This window comes from Butyrivibrio sp. INlla21, assembly GCF_900116875.1.
Taxonomy (GTDB): Bacteria; Bacillota; Clostridia; order Lachnospirales; family Lachnospiraceae; genus Butyrivibrio.
On sequence record NZ_FPCC01000008.1, the window covers coordinates 41,894 to 59,387 of the forward strand.

The following is a 17,494-nucleotide window of genomic DNA, read 5'->3' on the forward strand; positions in this document are numbered from 1 at the left end:
TTTATCTACATGCCTTAGTACCACCGTTGTACTCAAGTGGTACTTTATTGCTTTGCATCAAACCCGCCCGATGTGTAACCGATAACATCGCCCGTAGTGCCTGCAGCTCTTGAATAATTTGCCGTTTCCGGAGCTCTTTTTGAGGCTTGGATGATGTTCATCTCAAATTGCACCATCTCCAGTGAACTCTTTAAAAGTTCCTGGTTCTGGCCGTTTACACGTCTGACATTTCCCGCAACGCCAACGAGTCTATCGCGCTGCAATGCCAGGTTCTTCTGATCCTGCGGTCTCTTCTCAAGTACTGCGATCAGATCGGTCAGTTTTAATGAATCAACATCCTTGTTAAGTACATTCGCAATATCCTTCATAGCTGCTTCGCGTTGTTTTTCGAGGGACTGGATATTACCTATTATGTACTGCTCCTCATCCGTGATTTTAGCAAGTGCCGCCAGATCGCCTTCAACAATGATGGAGGTCTTGCGGCTAGATAACCCCAGCAATTTCTCGTAACTTGCACATTCTCGGTCGAGCACGTCAACCAAGTTTTCCATAAGACTTGCCACTGGAATCATCCTCCGTTATTTTCATTTATCTTTTTATTTAATTAGACTTAATTAGACGAGCCCGTTTGCTTCGTCGTACTTAGCCAGTAACTTATTAGCAAAATCCTCTCCGCTAACATCGTAAGTGCCGTTCTTAATAGCATTCTTAAACTTTGCTACGACATCTTCCCTAACATCGGGAGCTGCCTTAACAGCCTGCTTAGCAACCTGGATATCTTTACCTATAGAAGAGAAAGAAACAGTGTCTCTTACGTCTCCGGGCTTCTTGGTCTGCTGAGCCTTATTTACTTTGTTGTTCGAGTAAATCTGCTGTACCTGACTGTATGCTTCTATACGCATATCTTTTTCCTCCTTCCTTGGAGCATTTACTTCTTACTATCTTTATCGGAAGAAGTTGTCATTTCTTTAGTCTTTTTTCCTGAAAAAAAGAAATGGCTTAAATACCCAAGGTGTGCATACCTTTTTACACTTTACATTATCTTTATCGGATTATTTAGAAAAAACTTTAGATTAATTTTATAAAAAAGAGTAAAAAAATTCAAATTGCCGATAACGAGATAACCATCTCGGCTGTCTCCTTTAAACTCGTTCCGGAATCCATGGCACACTTCTGAAGATATTTGTGAGCTTCGGGCTCCGTCATATGGTGTCTGTCCATCAGGATCTCTTTTGCCTGATTAATTATCTTCTTATCTTCATCGGATCTGCCTTGTTTAGCCTTCTCTTTGGCCTTCTTCCTGCTCCTGGTAACGCCCTCGAGCATGAGCTCAAGGGTGGAAAAGAGATCGGCCTTCTTAAGAGGTGTCGGCAGGTAGACGAGCTTGTCGCCGCTGTTATCTATCGGGGCTTTATCGGGGGAGGCTATCATGAGCATCTGGAAAAACTTGGGGAGGTCGACGGCAAGCTCAGAATAGAGCATGTCACTTAAGCGGTAGCCGCAAATAACGACTCCGCTTCCAAGGTCTTCCATAGCGGAAAGAGCCTGCGCTCCCGAAGTGCAGGTTACAATTCCGTCATATCCGCCACGGCTCAATATGCTTTTGAAATTTTGCGCATCTTCCGATTTTGCAAAAGCAATGATAATGTTCACTGATAAGCCTCAGACTTCCTTAGAAAATGTTCAGGTATCTACCGATCTCCCACTGAGTTACGCAGGTGCGGAAGTCTTTCCACTCCTTGCGCTTTGCGTCGAGTATCTTATTAAATATGGAATGTCCGAGAACTTCTTTTACAAATTCATCGTCCTGATATGCGTCGATCGCTTCGCCGAGTGTCATGGGAAGTGTCTCAAGTCCGCTCTCTCTGAGGTCGTCGTAGGTTGCGTTCTTGAGATTGTCGCCAAGCTCCTCGGGAGGAGTCATCTTCTTTTCGATTCCGTCCATGCCTGCTGCGAGGATAAGTGCGATCGCAAGGTAAGGATTGCAGGTTGAATCGGGGTTTCTGAGTTCGATTCTTGTGTCCTTGCCGCGCTTTGAAGGTATTCTGATAAGAGCGCTTCTGTTGGCGCCTGAAGAAGACCATGAGATGTTGACCGGTGCATCGTAGCCGGGAACAAGTCTCTTATATGAATTGACGATGGGGTTTGTGACAAGTGTCATTGCCTTAACGTGGCTGAGAACGCCGGCGATGAAGTACTTGGCTGTATCGGAAAGTTCTCCCTTATCGTCTACAAATACGTTATCTCCGTTCTTATCATGTGCGATTATGTTGATGTGCATGCCCGAACCGCTGATTCCTTCTGTGGGCTTAGGCATGAATGTTGCGTAGAGGCCGTGCTTCTTGGCAATTGTCTTAACTGCCATTCTGAAAGTCATAATCATGTCTGCAGTGCGCTCGGCGTCTTCTTCTCTAAAGTCGATCTCGTGCTGTGCGGGTGCGATCTCATGATGTGAAGATGAGATGTCGAAGCCGAGTTCCTCGAGATTGAGAATGATGTCTCTTCTTACGTTCTCGCCCTGATCTGCGGGAGCAACGTCAAAGTATCCGCCTTTTTCATGTGTCTTGTTGGTCGGTCTTCCTTCGTCGTCGTAATCAAATAAGAAGAACTCGGGCTCGGGATTAAGCTTGAAGCTAAGGCCCATTTTCTCAGCTCTTTTTACAACTTCATGAAGAACGTTCCTTGAATCTCCCATGAAAGGCTTGCCGTCAACCGTATATACGTTGCAGAACATTCTCGCAACCTTGCCTGACTGCGGTCTCCAAGGATATATCTCGAAGCTGTCTAGATCGGGATAGAGATACATGTCGCTCTCATCGCTTCTTACAAAGCCTTCTACGGACACGCCGTCAAACATGCACTCGTTGTTAAGCGCAAACTCAAGCTGGCTCGCAGCGATCGCGATGTTCTTGGGTATTCCGAATATGTCGCAGAACTGCAGTCTTATGAAAGCTACGTCCTCTTCCTCAACGATGCGGAAAATATCTTCTTTGGTATATTTGCTCATACTGACCTCCATTTTTATATTGTTTCACCATTCAGATCTTCAGTAACAAACGTCTGTCTTATCCAAGTTCCTCTATACGTGCCTTAATATATTCTTCAATTATATCCACGGTTTTATCGATGCCGAGCTTGGAGCTGTTTATTGAAAAATCGTAGAGTCTCGAATCGCCCCATTTTCCCTGACAATGATAGTTGTGGTAACGCTTTCTCTTTTTATCCTTCTTAAGTATGAATCTCTTGGCGTCCTCTTCGCTTAGTCCGTAGACTTCCATGACGCGTTCGATCTTTTTATCCATGTCACCTAATATAAAGAAGGAAATGAGTCCCGGATACTTCTTGAGTTTGGTCTCGGAACATCTTCCGATCACGACAAAGGATTCGCCGCTCTTGGCCTTGTCTTCAAGAAAATCGAACTGCATCTCGGAGATATTGTCCTCGATGGAATTGCTGTATCCTTTAACCCGTCTTGATAAAAAGACATTCTTGGGGGTTTCGTTGTATTTCTCCACGGAATCGATTGTCATCCCCATTCTCTGTGCGATCTCCGTGATCAGATGACGGTCGTATATAGGAAGCTCAAATCTCTTAGCCAGTTCTTCGGCGATAACTCGCCCGCCGCTTCCGAATTCACGTCCGACTGAAATAATAATCTGTGACATAATCACCCTCCCGTTGATGCCAACATGTAAGCTTTCTGTGCCCTGTCTTTTGGCACCTATATCATAAGTATATTATAAACAAATATATTGTTGAAACCAGCAAAATTATTACTGTTGCAGGTGCAAGTTTCTTGCAATAGCGTCCCCATGTTACGGGGTGTCCGCTCTTGGCTGCAACTGAGGTTCCTACTACGTTTGCAGACGCTCCGATCGGTGTTGCGCTTCCGCCTATGTCGGTACCTATGGCAAGTGCCCATGCAAGTGTTGTTATAGGCATTCCGGATGCTGCGGAGAGGTTCTTTATGACGGGAACCATCGTTGCCGCGAAAGGAATGTTGTCCACAAAGGCGCTGGCGATAGCGGATACCCAGAGAATGATGGCGATCATAAGTCTCTTGTTTCCGCCGCTTATGCTCTCGATAAACATAGCGATCTTATCGAGAATCTGCGTCTCTTCAAGTCCGCTTACGACAATAAATAATCCGATGAAAAAGACAAGAGTCTTGTAATCAACTTTTTTGAGAAGTTCAAGCGCGTGCTTTCCCGCTGTAAGGAGCGTGAGCGCTCCGATGAAAAGACCTATCGTTGCAACGGTAAGGTGAGTTGTGCCGTGCGTTACGAGAAGAATAACCGCGCATGCGAAAATAACGCTACTTATAATGAAGTCTTTTTTATTCGTAATTGCTTCCGAAGGATCGGGGAGCTTGCTGATATCTATCTTCTCTGCTTTCTTAGAAACAAGCTCTTTTCTGAATGCAAAATACAGGAAAACGATAGCCACAACAAGGCCTATTCCCGCTGCAATACCTGTGTTTGTAAGGAAATCAAAGAATGATAAACCAAGTGAAGTACCGATGATGATGTTCGGGGGATCTCCGCACATGGTCGCACTTCCGCCAAGATTGGCGCAGAAAATCTCCGAAAGAATCATCGGTAAAGGATTGAAGTCCAAGAGCTGTGCGAGTTCTACGGTTACGGCCGCAAGGAACATGATAACCGTGATGCTGTCGATGAACATCGAAAGAACGGCGGCCATTATAGTAAAGGTGATAAAGATCGGAATTGTTTTGCATTTGACAAGAAAAGCAATTTTCATGCAGAGCCAGCGGAAGAATCCCGCCTTTGCCATGCCTTCTACCATCACCATCATTCCGGCGATGAATAAGATGGTCGCCCAGTTGATACCTGCGCTTTCGCTTTCCTCAAGCTGATACCAGAAATCTCTTGTAAAGAAATCTTTAAATGCGAGTGTATTGAGTATGGCATTTAAATTGCCCATACAAATTCCAAATACGACGGTAAGTGTGAGAATACCACTTCCCAGTGTTACGTAGTGCCTCTCAATCTTATCAAGAACGATCATAACGAACATTCCGATAAAGATTATTACGGCAAAAATCTGTGCTGCTAACAATGTATAACCTCCTGCTGTCTGAAACCTTATGTCTTATCGGGGATTCCACCAAGCTCGCTTGAACTTACGCTTTTGTCCCGCATAACATAAAATAGGCGTCCCATCTGATTTTTCTAGATGAAACGCCCTTGTTTCAAAAAAATATGCCTCCATGATAACACCGCAGGCGGAAATAGACAATGTGCAGGATGACCAATATAATTCGGTGGCGGGGCGGATTTGTTTTATATCTTGACAGCGTGGAGGGCGGAGTTTGATGGGTATTTGCTTTTTCGGGTTGACACCGGGCGGGGCTTGTCGTAATATAATGTTATGTATATGAAATATTTATTTCACAAATATAATGCATAAAAGGAGAGAATATACATGAGATTATTAAATAAGTTGCCCCAGAGCTGGCAAGATTTCTTTTGGAATTGTTTTATCATCGCGTAAGGCTGTAATATTTATTAACTAATGCCATTTTTGTTTTTAAGTATGAGGCTGTCCATCTATATTGGTGGGCAGCCTTGTTAATGTATCTTGCACCGCCCGGATTGTCATTTTTTGTTTCAGGCGGTGCTTCCGCAAGTTTTTGCACCGCCGCAAACCGCAATTTTCTCTGCAGGCGGTGTTTTCCTTCCGTTCCGCACCGCCCGGAGCGACATTTTTCGTTTCTGGCGGTGCTTCCGCAAGTTTTTGCACCGCCGCAAACCGCAATTTTCTCTGCAGGCGGTGTTTTCTTTCCGTTCCGCACCGCCCGGAGCGACATTTTTCGTTTCTGGCGGTGTTTCTGCAAGTTTTCGCACCGCCGCAAACCGCAATTTTCTCTGCAGGCGGTGCATGCTTTACGGGCCCCGGCGCACTTTCTCTTTTCCAACCGTAATGCGCCGCTACTTTTTACGGGCTCGTGAGCACATTCTCTTTTCACCCCGTAATCCCTTAACTTCTTTCTTATTTTCCACGCTGCTCTCTTAACTTGCCGCGGCCGCGTGCCGATATATATTATGAAATATCACCGCGCCGGAAGTCTTCTTCCGGCCACGGTGTATTGGGCTACGGAAAGCATGGATCTTCAAGGAGGATATCAAATCTTCAGCTTTGAAGGTTCACTTTTTTTGCGCAAAATGTGCACCTTCAGGGCTACCGATCGGAGGTAAGAACCATGAAAATTGCACAAAGTAACGTCAACCTGGTGTCGACTTCGAAGCACTACGAGAGTAATCTTGCAGAGTTTTCGAGCGGCATCGCAGTCTACGGAAAATTCCAAGGGAATCTGGAAGCGCAGCAAAAAAAGACATTGGATACTATAAACTCGATTTCCCTGAAAAACACGGAATTATCCGGGGAGGGCACTGCGCTGGGAAGTGAGAATTACAATTCTCTAAAGCCCACAAAATCTGCGCAGCTAAGCCCAACCGAACAATCTCTTGCCGAGCAGTTAATGGCGATCAGGACATCTCTTTTGGATCAGATCCTGAAGTTCATGCAAAGGCTCGGCGGCGACAGCAAGTCGGCAAGCTACAATGATATGCTCGGAAAAATGTCGGGACTTATTCAATCAGGAAGCATGCTGTCTGTGACAACGCTGACGCAAAGTCACATCGAAGAAGAGGAGGTTTTATTTGAAGGCACGGGAACCGCATTCACGGAAGATGGGCGCATCATCGATTTCGGAGTCAGTTTTTCCATGTCATCAAAGCTCGTTGAATCGGCAGGATTAAGTTTCGCTCAGTCGCTTAACTTCCTTGATCCGCTCGTTATCAATGTTGGAAGCGATGTAACTACGATCAGCGATCAATCCTTCTATTTCGATCTTGACTGTGACGGAACAGAAGAAAAAATCGCAAATCTCGCCGATGGCTCGGGATTTCTTGCCCTTGATATCAACAATGACGGCAAGATAAACGACGGCTCGGAGCTCTTCGGAACGCAGAGCGGCAACGGTTTCAACGATCTTTCCGCTTATGACAAAGACGGCAACGGATGGATCGATGAAAACGACGAGATCTATAACAAACTAAGAGTCTGGATAAGAAATGAAGACGGAACAGACACTCTTCTTTCACTTAAACAAGCTGATGTCGGCGCGATATACTTAAGAAGCGCCATGACAGATTATCAGCTTCGAGACGGCTCTTTTAACATTGCAGCGAAGCTTCGCTCAAGCGGAGTATATCTGAAGGAAAGCGGCGGTGCCGGAGTCGTTCAGCAGATCGATCTGGCCGCAAGGTAAAAAAATGGGCGTCGCCCGAATGAAATATGTTGATTCATTCGGTGCGGTCGCCCTTATTGTTTGCGTTATATTATTTCCGGTCAACTATTAGGTCAAGGATCAACTGCGCGTTCTCTCTCCCCGTAAACTTCGCCGCTTAAGAAGTGACGTCTGCAAAGTGATACGTAAGATTCGTTTCCGCCCATCATAACCTGCTCGCCCGTGCGAACAATCTTGCCATCAGCCACTCTTGCATTGAAATGCGCGCGGCGTCCGCACCAGCACACGGTCGGAACTTCTTCTATATAGTTGGCAATCTCCATAAGTCTTTTTGATCCGGGAAAAAGATGACTCGTAAAATCTGTACGCAGTCCGTAGCAAATAACGGGAAGATCGTACTTATCAACGACCTGCGCCAAAATATCAACCTGTTCCTCCGTCAGAAACTGCGCCTCGTCCACGATCACGCAGTCAAGCTGCTTCCAGCCTTCAGACTTTTTGGTAAACCACTCGTTTTTTACTTCATCAATGAAATCCTCAACAAATGTTGCCTCTGCGCTGAGTCCCATTCTGGACTTAACGACTTTTTCGCCGTCCCTGTCATCGGTCTTGGGTTTTAAAAGAATGCACTTTTGTCCCTTCTCGATGTAGTTGTAGCGCACCATCAGCGCATTTGCCGTCTTGGAGCTTCCCATTGCTCCGTACCTGAAATATAACTTTCCCATACCTTCTCCACTTTATTTTTCTTCCGAATTGATGACCACAAGCTTGTTGTAAGGAATCTCGATTCCTTCCTGTGCAAATCGCTTCATTATCTCAACAAGGCAGTCAGAGCATGCCTTCGGATTTTCCCTGAAATCCCTTGTCTCAACAAGCACACGAAGCGTCACTCCGCTGTCGTCACAGCTCTTGCAAAGCACTGTAGGTCTCATTCCGTGATGTGACGGATGCGACTCCACAACGTCGGCCATTATGTCCATAGCCTTTTGCATGTCCGTGCCGTAAGCAACCGAAACCACAATAGGAAAAGAAAAAGACTGCTCCTGCGTATAGTTGATGATAGTCGCCGCGCCCACTGTTGAGTTGGGTATATAGATTATCTCGTTCTGATAAGTCTTGATAACGGTGTGTCTAAGCGTGATGTTCTCGACAAAGCCGGGATCAATGTTATCAATCTTTATTCTGTCGCCGATGTCAAAAGGTCTTGATTTCGCTGCCGAGATCGCTATTCCCGCAAACACATTGGATAATGTCGACTGAGCAGCAAGACCGAAGATAGCCGCGATAAGTGCTGATGATCCTGCGAATGTCTTCCACGCATTTTTAAATAAAGGAATATTGCCGGCGATCGTAAAAAATGCCAATCCCCAGATAGCAGCGATCAATATGCCTCGCAAAAAGACAAGGTGTATCTTGCCGCGAAGCCTTTCCTTGCTGATATATTTGTTGATCAAAAGATTTATGAAATATGCCAGAATAAGCGGAAGTGCATATTTAAGAAAGTATTCAAGTATCTCCATCGTCCATTTCCTCAAATGCGATCATAGAATCAATAATGTCTTCAAAATCTTCGCGAAGTTCCTCGAGAGTGTCACCCTCATATGTATATATGCGCCCGTCGATCACGACTTCACCGGTGTAGTAATCACAGTTTTTGTCGTAGTTGACGGTCCCTTTGTAGCCTTCGTATTCGAATTCTTTTTCCATGGTGCTCCGTTTCCGCATGATATTTGCTCATTTTATATACATGTACATTATATACATATATTTTTTGTACATGTATTTGTAATCCTTATAAGCATTTTATATCATTGAAGCATTAAAAAAAAGGGTCGGTTGCTGCCGACCCTTTTCACTCTTATTCAATTCTTAAATTCAATCCGGCGCGTCAGTCCTTAACTTCGATCTTCACAGCTTCTTCCTTCTCGGGAATTGCTTCCTTCTTGGGGATGCTGACCGTAAGAACACCGTTCTTGTACTGAGCTATGATATCCTCAGGCTTAAGTCCGGGTGTACGGAAGGATCTCTGGTAAGATGAGCTTCTTCTCTCGCGGCGGATGTACTTGCCGTTCTCATCCTTCTCGTCCTTGTTCTCATTGTGAGAAGCACTGATGGTAAGGACTTCGTTCTTGAGATCGATGTTGATATCTTCTTTGTTGAATCCGGGCAGCTCAGCCTCGAGCTGATATCCGTTTTCTTTCTCGATGACGTCAGTCTTCATAAGACCTGATGCCGGCTCGAAGTTTCTCTCGGTAAGTCCTGTATCGCACAGGTCACCGAAGAATCTGTTGTTAAAGAAATCATCCATCTCATCAAATAAGTTATTGTTACTCCATAACATAGGCATCAACATAAGTCATCACTCCTTTTTATATAAATTTTTTGTTGTAGTGTTTGGTTGCAACCGATCATGTTGTGTTAGCACTCTCATGTCTCGGCTGCTAATTTTCTTTTCAAGTATGTTATAGAACAAATAGAACAAAAAATCAAGTATTTAATTATAAAAAAAATATTAATTTGAATCCTAAAAAATATTTGCCGTTCATCCTTATCGTTAGATATTTTACTGTCTTTTTGTGAACCATACTGTTATAATTATGGTTAAGAACTAATACCCCCACCACACATGTAAAGGTAATAAACCGATGAACTCAAAATCCATCTTTAAAAAATCGATTGTAGTCATCCTCATATCGGCGTTTTTTATCGCAGGATTCATTGCCTGCTTTCGCTTTTTCACCTCGAATTCAAAGAGCGGAAGATCTTTCGACGCCAAGTCAGTCCCGCATTCACAGATTCCCTATGAAATAACTTCAACCATCACTCTTAACGGCAAGAAAGTCAATTGTGATAAAAAATATGTTTCGCAGGTCAGCAATGTAGCTATGATCACAGAAGGCGGTAATTACTGCATCGAGGGCTATCTTGACGATGGACAGATAAGAGTTTTCACAGCGGATGAAGAAGTAACTCTGATCCTAAACGGAGTCGATCTTCGCTGTTTGAACATGGCTCCGATCTACGTTGAATCCGCAAGTAACGTAACGGTCTATGTTCCCGATACGACCACCAACAGTATTACTTGTGCTGAGATCGGCACATATGAAAGCGCCTTGGAAGCGGCCACATACACTAACAACTCCACAAACGAAGCATCGGCCGAAACTTCCGAAAACAAGGATACTCCCGTTACCAAGAAGGGCGTTATCGTTTCGGAATGCAATCTTTCTTTCAAAGGCGGCGGTACACTTGATGTATTCGGATATATGAGAAACGGCATTCATGCGAGGGATTCCTTATATCTTGAGGATACGACCATCAATCTTACAACGACCAACAACGGTATCAAAGCAACCAACGATATTATCGTCACATCGGGCCATTACGATCTGGCATCTGTCGGAGACGGACTTCAGGCTGACGGTAATCTTACGATAAACGGCGGCACCTTCAATATCACCACGGGTCAAGGCTCCGCCTCTATAGAAAAAAAATCTGAAACTCCACCCACATTTGACGGAGCAGGGATGAGTCCTGATGCCGCCTTCGGTAATTCGGGAATGCCTCCTATGCCTCCTGCAAATGCGAACTTCGGCGATTCGGGAATGCCACCCGCACCGCCTGCAGATGCGAACTTCGGTGATTCCGGAATGCGCCCCGAGCCTCCCGCAGATGCGACCATCGATGATTCCGATGATTCAGGCGATTCAGATGATTCAGCTAACTCCGGTTCTTCGGAAGAATCCAAGGAAAAAACGAAGAAGTCGGAAAAGCTTAGCCGAAAAGCTATCAAGGCAAGTGATACACTCATGATAAATGATGGTTCTATCACTATAGACAGCGCCGATGACGGCATCCACGCTGATAACAGCGTCGTTATAAACGGAGGAAGCATTCAGATCGCATCCAGTGATGACGCCGTTCACGCCGATAACAGCCTTATCGTAACAGGCGGAAAGCTCAACATTACAGATTGCTGTGAAGGTATCGAATCAACAAATATAGATATTTCCGGAGGCGATATCAGTGTTGTCTCAACCGATGACGGTATCAATGCATCCGACAAAAAAGGCGAACCAATCATAAATATCTCCGGAGGTAAAGTCTATGTTAATGCCGAAGGAGACGGAATAGATTCAAACAAAAATATAATTATTACCGGCGGAGAGGTTTACGTTGACGGACCCTCCAATTCCGGAAATGCCGCAATTGACGTAGGATTCGAGGACGGCGGAATGCTTGTTATTAAAGGAGGCATCGTAACAGCACTTGGTATGTCAGATATGCTTGACGTTGCTGACGAATCCTCCACGCAGCAATCACTTACGTTCGTATTTGATGAGTACCTTAATGAAGGCGGCATCATCACCATTATTGATAACAGTGGTAACCTTGTATCTCAGTTGACCCTCAAAAAGAACTGCGACAGTATAATTTTCTCTTCACCCGATCTTATCACGGGCGAGACTTATACTTTTACATGCGGCGATGTTGAAGGTACTCTTGAAGCCACTAAAATAAATGCAACCAACCATGAGAGCTTCCAGATGAACTTCCCCGGACCTAATCCGACGGATGCTTCAAAAAAGGATTCGAAAAAGGAATCCAAGACAGATTCCGATTCAGAATAAAAGCCGGTAAAAGCTATTGCGCCTCACGTAGTTATATGATATATTACATGTAGTATTAAAAACTACATTGTGTTTTTTACATGTGGGGAGGCGCATTATGAATACAAAAGAGCTTAAGAGATTTTTAAAGGAGCACCTTGTTCCTTCTAAATTATACAAAGTGGGCGGACATCACAAGAACAGAATCTGCCTCGACAAGACCAAGAACGGCTGGGCAGTATTCTTCCAGGATAAAAAAGATCGCATCGGCGAGATCGACTTCGTTGACGAAGCAAGTGCCTGCGACAAGATGAAGGACGAGCTCAGAAAGCTCATGGAGCAGATGTACGGTATCACATGGGCGGTAGCGAAATAAATCGGTCAGCAAAAAACTCAAAATAAAACTGCTCGGATAAAATTATCCGGGCAGTATTTTTATGTCCAATGAAATCGATGCGAGAACCGCGTTGTATTCAGTTCGACTTGGCAAAAGACATTTCGGCAAGTACTGCGTCGTATTCAGTTTGCCTTGGCAAAAGACATTGCGGCGAGAACTGCGCCCTGTCCCCAGGGATAATTGCCGTAAGTCTGGTAGTGAACGCCGAAGTCATCACATGAGCTGAGCGCGTCTAGAACTGCGCCTCCGTCGATGTGATGTGACATACACTCTGAAGCCTTCTGCACTGCTTCTTTTATCTTGGTCTGCTCTTCTGCAGAAAAGATATCACTCTTTAATCCCACAGAAAGCGCATATGCGATCATTCCTGTAGCGGACATGTCGATATGTCCGTCAACGGACTGAAGCTGCCAGCTCCATCCGCCGTCTTCGCGCTGATAATCCAATGTCGCCAAGGCAAGCTCCTTGAACCAATCGCCTACGTCGAAAGCGCCGCTTGAGCCCGATGCTGCCGCGCCGGTCGCACCGATGCCGCCTTCTGCGCCGGGTCCGGCTGCTGCGCTTGAGCTTGACGCTGCTGCGCCTGCGGCTCCCATTATGAGCCATCCGAAGGCTCTGCCCCAGCACATGAGACCTTTCTTCTCTGCGAAGAACTCGGTATGTCTTCGCTGCTCTTCATTATTTACACCATCGATCACGTATCTCACATTTTCCTGTAATTCATACGCATGATAGATAAGTCCGCTCTTAGGATCTCTTCCGAAAGTATGAAAATTCTTTAAAAGATTGTCCTTGACAGAACGCATGCCTTCGACAAACTTTTTCTGTTCCGCCTTATGTCTACTCTCTACGCCCTCGCTCGAATCCTCACCGGTTCCAAATACCTTAATATATTCCGCCGCGAACATGGCTACTTGTCCGACCCCGTCGGCAAAGATATTTTTGTTCCCTCGAGATGCATTGTAGATAACCGAGCCCGCCGAATCCTTGGGGCTTTTAATTATAAACTCCGCGAGTTTGTCAGCGGCATCTTTGTACTTGGTATTGCGCGTTCTCTCATACATCTTGATAAAGCAAAATCCCGAAAGCGCATCGTCGATATAATCAATCTTGCCGCCATATTTTGAAAGCCACATATCAAGGTGCTTGCCGATCACGGATTCGATCCGCTTACGCAATCCGCGTGCCGAATCGGCATACGTCTTGGGCGAATCCGCGCCGAGGTCCCCTGCATCGGATGAACCGGTCACATTGCCCTCACCCACACTTTCAGCATCAAGATACTCAAGCGCGCTAACGAGCCCCAGCATCAGCATTCCTGCAGGCCAAAACAGCGGATCTTTTGTGCGCACGCTTCTTCCGAGTACCTTTTTCACCGTATCTTTTGCCCTGTCTGAAAGGCTCACGTTCATGATATTTTCAAGCTGATTCGCCGTCACTTTTACAAGTTCAAAATATGCTGAATTCTCCACTGCTCCGCCTTTCCGGCTTCCGCCACATTTTTCTGATCAGACCGGCGCCAAACTCACGCCTTTCTGTTCTTGATCTTACCAACGAGATACTTAAACTCCTCTGTCCTTCCGTACAGAAGCAGATATACTCCGTTGAACAACACCGTAATAACAACTACCATTACGATGAACCCCGGAATACTTGCCACAGGCATAACGCGTCTCTGAATAGCATAACATGCCGCCATAACAGCGATCAAAGATGCCAGGTATTTGAATGAATCTAAGAAATAGCTCCAAGCACTCTTGTCAAAGCATGTCCTGTAAATAATTATGGGCTTGGTTATATTGGCGATAAGTCCTGAAACCACGGTTCCCACATATACACCGGCAATACCTGAGATAGTCGGAATATCGCGCCATGCGATTGCAAGCCAGATTGACAGGATGAGATTAACAACGCCCTGAATAAGCGCAAGGTACTTGTCCTGCTCGAACACTCCTGCAGCCGTCTTGAAATTAACGAGAACCTTTCTCTCGCCCTTAAAATAAAAATCAGTGATATAGAGGAATACCGCAATCGGAGTCAACAGCCAGATCGGATCCCATTTAACGCCCTTGGCGCCCTTGGTCCATATCTCAATAAGCGGCGAAAGCAGCAGCATAAATCCGACACCGGCAAAACCATAGATCCAAGAAGCAACAAACCTGTATATCTTGAACATACTGTACTGCTTTTCCTTGCTTTCTGTTGCGATGAGATTTCCAAAGCTTGTAGTGATCGAATTAAACAGTGTATCAACAACACCGGAAACGGCCATTACGACCATGGTGTAATTGTTGACATATCCGACGTTGTCCGTTCCGATTATCTTGGAAATGATGAGGGCATCCGTCTGAAGCCTGAAGACATCCCCGACCCTATGAAGGACAAGCGCTTTGGTCTTGGTCCATATGGTATCTTCCTCATCCTTGCTGAGCCGCTCTACATTTTTTTCTTTTAAAAGAGGATATTTGTTATCCAGATATCTCGAAATAATAACCTTCTGAATAAGCTGAATTATCGCATCCGTGATAAGGAACATGTAGAAGCTCTTTGTAAGCACAACTACGATGATCTGAAATATTACAGAGATTATCTTGGTTCCGTTGTATGCATTCTCCTGGATATAGCTCTTTTGCTCAGCATTGGCAAGGCTGTATTTGTACGCCACAAAATACGAACTCACCGTGTTAAAAAGAAAGATCAGATAAAAAAGAACCAGATCTCTTTGTGCGATCTGCATCCCTTCAGGCTGTTTGACGATCCAACCAAGGAAAGGCACAAGTGCAAGTCCTATAACAGTAACTACAAGCGCTATGTAATAATACGCCTTCTTATAGAGCTGCATGTAGGACTTTACCTTCTCTTTTTCACCCCTGGCAACGGGCCCGTAGAGGCTGAAATTGATGGCTGTTCCTATTCCCAGCTCAGCCATATTGAGGAACGATAGAACTTCGGTATACAAACTGTTGATACCGAGATATTTGTCCATATCAACTATAAAAAGGGTTCGCAGAATAAAGGGTAAGACCACCGTCGCGATCTTGCCCGCCGTACCAAACATTATATTCTTTTTAGCTGCCTGAACTCTTCCCATTAAACTATATTTCCTTTGTTGTCCATAAGTATCCAGTCTTTCCAGTAATCATGCATAATCTCCGGTGTTACCGGTTGATTGTTTCTCATCTTATAAGTTCGGATTACTTCATGATCCGGCCTGTCGCTTAGCCTTGCGCCCCAGAAGCTGAAGGTTGAATTTGCACAGATATTGCCCTTGCAGTGACTCATCAGCATAAGATCGTACATACTGTCTTTTCCGGTATTCCAATCAACGATCGTGTACTTGCTCTCGTCGCCGTAATTCTCGCGAGCATACTCATGATCGCTGGTAAAAATATAGAAATGAACGTCCGGATATTTCTTTTCAAAATATTCCATCGCGCCTTTATAATACTCGTCCGTCGCGATGTTTCCAAGTATCGCAAAGTTGGATGGATCGAGATAATCGCCGCGCCTTATATGAACGCTCACGCTGTTTTCGTTATCCATCTTTTTCGCAAGCTCGCTGTTTTTCTTCTCAAGCTCAGCGTTCTCACTCTTAGGAAAAACAAATAATTTCCTAAGTCCCGGCATGATATCGCCGTAGTACTTCTGGCAAGCGAAGTAGCCCGTGATGTACTTATCGTCGAGATCAAAGATCTCATCATGGTACATTTTGCTCTCTTCGAAAACCTTGGGATTACTTGACTGCCAAATCCCAAGCTTCTTGAATATCTTTCCTATAACCTTGGACAAAAGACCTTGCTTTAAAAAGCGCTCCCTCTCTTCATCCGTGCAGATCTCATACGGGAGGCCTTCAAATAAAGAGAGCTCGAATTCTCTTTTTGCAAGCATGTTCTTCTGAATGTCCTCGGCGAACCAAGACAGGTCAAGCTTAACCTCCTTGCCCATCTCAACAAGCTTTCTGTATAAAGAATACTGCTGCATCTGGTTGCCCAGACCGCCCGCAATCTGAATGATTATCATGCCAATCTCTCTTTCAAAAATTCATAAGCCTTAATAAGCGAATCTTCCTCTTTCAGCTCCTGCACGGGAAGAACGTAGTTCTCGTACGTGCCGAAAAGATCTGTCGCAATGCCCCTGCTCTTAACGGAATAGCCGATTACAAGCGTGGGAACCTTGCTGCTGTACGCCGCGATCGTGCTGTGCGTTCTCGCTCCTATAAAGAAGCAGCACTTTGAAATGTAGCCCTTAAGCTCCTCTGCGGAACAATCGTCGATCATCACAACTCTGCCCGTGTCCTTATACAGGGAAAAGAGCTCCGAAAGCGGCTTCCTGTCGTCGTTTGTAGGCCATACAACATGCGGAATAAGCGCAATGTTAAGGTCCGTCTCTTTAAGCACATGGTCAATGAAATTCGTGTAATTCTTCATTGTGATACCGGGTGTGCTCTCCCTATCCTGCACCATGGGGCTTAAGTTAATACCGATGGTCTTTCCGGGTACAAAGCCCTCTTTTTCCTTGGGCTCCTTGGTATCAAGCTTAAAGGCAGGATCTTCTTCAAGGAATAAGATCTCTTCCTCGATTCCCGCATCCTTAAGCGCATTGTATGTGATCGATTCTCTTGCGTATATCAGATCGAATGCCTTCATGTCATCCAAAAGATTCTTGTCCTTAAGCGAATCCGGCTCTATAGAGCAGCCCCAAAGGACCGTCTTAAAGCCTCTGTCAATGAAGACGTTGTGAGCAAGGATAAGATCTGAAAGCATCTCGGGATAACAGTAGTTGTCGCCTCCGATAGAGATCGCAAGCGGTCTGTGAGTATTGTCCCACTCGCCTTCACATCTCTCCAAAGCCTCGTTAAATGCGATACCTGCATCTTTAAACCTGTATCTTAAAAAAGACTCCTCATCGCCCGAAAGCTTTCTGTAAATATAGTATATGAGGTGGTCAAAAAAGTGTCTATCGATGTGATTTTCTTCAACGATCGTGCAAAGTCCCTTTTTCTCAAGCTTTCCAAGGGAATACTTTCTGTCTTCTTCTGCGGAATTGGTCACGATAAAAACAGGGAGCTTAGTTGAAATGCCTTCCTGCCTTCTCTTTTCCGCGATCATCTTAACCGTCGTGTTTGCGATCGCTTCGCAGCCGTGGTTTCCGCTTCCCGCATGCATGTATAAAACTATAGGTCTGTTTACGTTTATATCCATATTCTGCCATACC

General features: G+C 45.1%; 17 protein-coding genes. 3 read left to right on the forward strand and 14 right to left on the reverse strand.

Going from position 1 to position 17,494, the window contains the following annotated elements; genetic code table 11:
* Window positions 1-44 precede the first annotated feature (44 nt).
* From BM377_RS06300 to BM377_RS06325, 6 genes are all read right to left on the reverse strand, one after another.
* Window positions 45-563: a flagellar protein FlgN gene (locus BM377_RS06300; protein ID WP_242948110.1), complete on the reverse strand. Its 519-nt coding sequence runs from the start codon at window positions 561-563 to the stop codon at window positions 45-47.
* 51 nt (window positions 564-614) lie between these two features.
* Window positions 615-902, reverse strand: a complete 288-nt coding sequence (gene flgM, locus BM377_RS06305) for a flagellar biosynthesis anti-sigma factor FlgM (RefSeq protein ID WP_092245418.1) — start codon at window positions 900-902, stop codon at window positions 615-617.
* 199 nt (window positions 903-1,101) lie between these two features.
* On the reverse strand, window positions 1,102-1,653 hold the full coding sequence (locus BM377_RS06310; protein ID WP_092245421.1) for an ANTAR domain-containing response regulator: 552 nt from the start codon (window positions 1,651-1,653) through the stop codon (window positions 1,102-1,104).
* Window positions 1,654-1,672: 19 nt separating this feature from the next.
* On the reverse strand, window positions 1,673-3,007 hold the full coding sequence (gene glnA / locus BM377_RS06315) for a type I glutamate--ammonia ligase (protein WP_092245426.1): 1,335 nt from the start codon (window positions 3,005-3,007) through the stop codon (window positions 1,673-1,675).
* A 58-nt stretch (window positions 3,008-3,065) separates the two neighbouring features.
* Window positions 3,066-3,665, reverse strand: a complete 600-nt coding sequence (locus tag BM377_RS06320; protein WP_092245429.1) for a cytidylate kinase-like family protein — start codon at window positions 3,663-3,665, stop codon at window positions 3,066-3,068.
* 61 nt (window positions 3,666-3,726) lie between these two features.
* The gene (locus BM377_RS06325) at window positions 3,727-5,079 is read right to left on the reverse strand and encodes an ArsB/NhaD family transporter (RefSeq protein ID WP_092245432.1); all 1,353 of its coding nucleotides are present in this window, start codon (window positions 5,077-5,079) and stop codon (window positions 3,727-3,729) included.
* 1,144 nt (window positions 5,080-6,223) lie between these two features.
* On the opposite strand from BM377_RS06325, the gene BM377_RS06335 reads away from it, so the two are divergent.
* On the forward strand, window positions 6,224-7,294 hold the full coding sequence (locus tag BM377_RS06335) for a hypothetical protein (RefSeq protein WP_092245438.1): 1,071 nt from the start codon (window positions 6,224-6,226) through the stop codon (window positions 7,292-7,294).
* Between the two features lie 92 nt (window positions 7,295-7,386).
* Here BM377_RS06335 and BM377_RS06340 read toward each other — a convergent pair whose 3' ends face one another.
* From BM377_RS06340 to BM377_RS06355, 4 genes are all read right to left on the reverse strand, one after another.
* Window positions 7,387-7,998 (reverse strand): thymidine kinase, encoded by a 612-nt coding sequence (locus BM377_RS06340; protein WP_092245441.1) that lies wholly within the window; start codon window positions 7,996-7,998, stop codon window positions 7,387-7,389.
* A 12-nt stretch (window positions 7,999-8,010) separates the two neighbouring features.
* Entirely contained in the window at window positions 8,011-8,793 is a 783-nt protein-coding gene (locus BM377_RS06345) for a mechanosensitive ion channel family protein (protein WP_092245444.1), read from the reverse strand.
* Window positions 8,780-8,980, reverse strand: coding sequence for a hypothetical protein (locus tag BM377_RS06350; protein ID WP_092245446.1), 201 nt, complete (start codon window positions 8,978-8,980; stop codon window positions 8,780-8,782). The genes BM377_RS06345 and BM377_RS06350 overlap by 14 nt, the downstream gene beginning before the upstream one ends.
* A gap of 181 nt (window positions 8,981-9,161) precedes the next feature.
* The gene (locus BM377_RS06355) at window positions 9,162-9,626 is read right to left on the reverse strand and encodes an Hsp20/alpha crystallin family protein (protein ID WP_092245449.1); all 465 of its coding nucleotides are present in this window, start codon (window positions 9,624-9,626) and stop codon (window positions 9,162-9,164) included.
* A gap of 292 nt (window positions 9,627-9,918) precedes the next feature.
* On the opposite strand from BM377_RS06355, the gene BM377_RS06360 reads away from it, so the two are divergent.
* Both BM377_RS06360 and BM377_RS06365 read left to right on the forward strand, forming a co-directional pair.
* On the forward strand, window positions 9,919-11,904 hold the full coding sequence (locus BM377_RS06360; RefSeq protein ID WP_092245452.1) for a carbohydrate-binding domain-containing protein: 1,986 nt from the start codon (window positions 9,919-9,921) through the stop codon (window positions 11,902-11,904).
* Window positions 11,905-12,001: 97 nt separating this feature from the next.
* Window positions 12,002-12,259, forward strand: a complete 258-nt coding sequence (locus tag BM377_RS06365; protein WP_092245455.1) for a hypothetical protein — start codon at window positions 12,002-12,004, stop codon at window positions 12,257-12,259.
* A 143-nt stretch (window positions 12,260-12,402) separates the two neighbouring features.
* Here BM377_RS06365 and BM377_RS06370 read toward each other — a convergent pair whose 3' ends face one another.
* The 4 genes from BM377_RS06370 to BM377_RS06385 are packed head-to-tail and all read right to left on the reverse strand — an operon-like array spanning window position 12,403 to window position 17,481.
* Entirely contained in the window at window positions 12,403-13,752 is a 1,350-nt protein-coding gene (locus BM377_RS06370; protein ID WP_092245458.1) for a glycoside hydrolase family 88 protein, read from the reverse strand.
* A gap of 53 nt (window positions 13,753-13,805) precedes the next feature.
* Complete coding sequence (locus BM377_RS06375) at window positions 13,806-15,371, reverse strand: lipopolysaccharide biosynthesis protein (RefSeq protein WP_092245461.1); 1,566 nt, start codon at window positions 15,369-15,371, stop codon at window positions 13,806-13,808.
* A complete protein-coding gene (locus tag BM377_RS06380) occupies window positions 15,371-16,300 on the reverse strand; it encodes an alpha-1,2-fucosyltransferase (RefSeq protein ID WP_092245464.1) in 930 nt (309 codons plus the stop codon). Before BM377_RS06380 ends, BM377_RS06375 begins: the two co-directional genes overlap by 1 nt.
* Window positions 16,297-17,481 carry a polysaccharide pyruvyl transferase family protein gene (locus BM377_RS06385; RefSeq protein WP_092245467.1) on the reverse strand — a complete coding sequence of 395 codons (1,185 nt, stop codon included), beginning with the start codon at window positions 17,479-17,481 and terminating at the stop codon, window positions 16,297-16,299. Before BM377_RS06385 ends, BM377_RS06380 begins: the two co-directional genes overlap by 4 nt.
* Window positions 17,482-17,494 lie beyond the last annotated feature (13 nt).

Coding starts and splice junctions, on each gene's coding strand:
- BM377_RS06350 (WP_092245446.1), bottom strand. CDS start 8,980: ATGGAAAAAGAATTCGAATACGAAGGCTACAAAGGGACCGTCAACTAC.
- BM377_RS06360 (WP_092245452.1), top strand. CDS start 9,919: ATGAACTCAAAATCCATCTTTAAAAAATCGATTGTAGTCATCCTCATA.
- BM377_RS06375 (WP_092245461.1), bottom strand. CDS start 15,371: ATGGGAAGAGTTCAGGCAGCTAAAAAGAATATAATGTTTGGTACGGCG.
- flgM (WP_092245418.1), bottom strand. CDS start 902: ATGCGTATAGAAGCATACAGTCAGGTACAGCAGATTTACTCGAACAAC.
- BM377_RS06345 (WP_092245444.1), bottom strand. CDS start 8,793: ATGGAGATACTTGAATACTTTCTTAAATATGCACTTCCGCTTATTCTG.
- BM377_RS06380 (WP_092245464.1), bottom strand. CDS start 16,300: ATGATAATCATTCAGATTGCGGGCGGTCTGGGCAACCAGATGCAGCAG.
- BM377_RS06320 (WP_092245429.1), bottom strand. CDS start 3,665: ATGTCACAGATTATTATTTCAGTCGGACGTGAATTCGGAAGCGGCGGG.
- glnA (WP_092245426.1), bottom strand. CDS start 3,007: ATGAGCAAATATACCAAAGAAGATATTTTCCGCATCGTTGAGGAAGAG.
- BM377_RS06365 (WP_092245455.1), top strand. CDS start 12,002: ATGAATACAAAAGAGCTTAAGAGATTTTTAAAGGAGCACCTTGTTCCT.
- BM377_RS06355 (WP_092245449.1), bottom strand. CDS start 9,626: ATGTTGATGCCTATGTTATGGAGTAACAATAACTTATTTGATGAGATG.
- BM377_RS06385 (WP_092245467.1), bottom strand. CDS start 17,481: ATGGATATAAACGTAAACAGACCTATAGTTTTATACATGCATGCGGGA.
- BM377_RS06340 (WP_092245441.1), bottom strand. CDS start 7,998: ATGGGAAAGTTATATTTCAGGTACGGAGCAATGGGAAGCTCCAAGACG.
- BM377_RS06335 (WP_092245438.1), top strand. CDS start 6,224: ATGAAAATTGCACAAAGTAACGTCAACCTGGTGTCGACTTCGAAGCAC.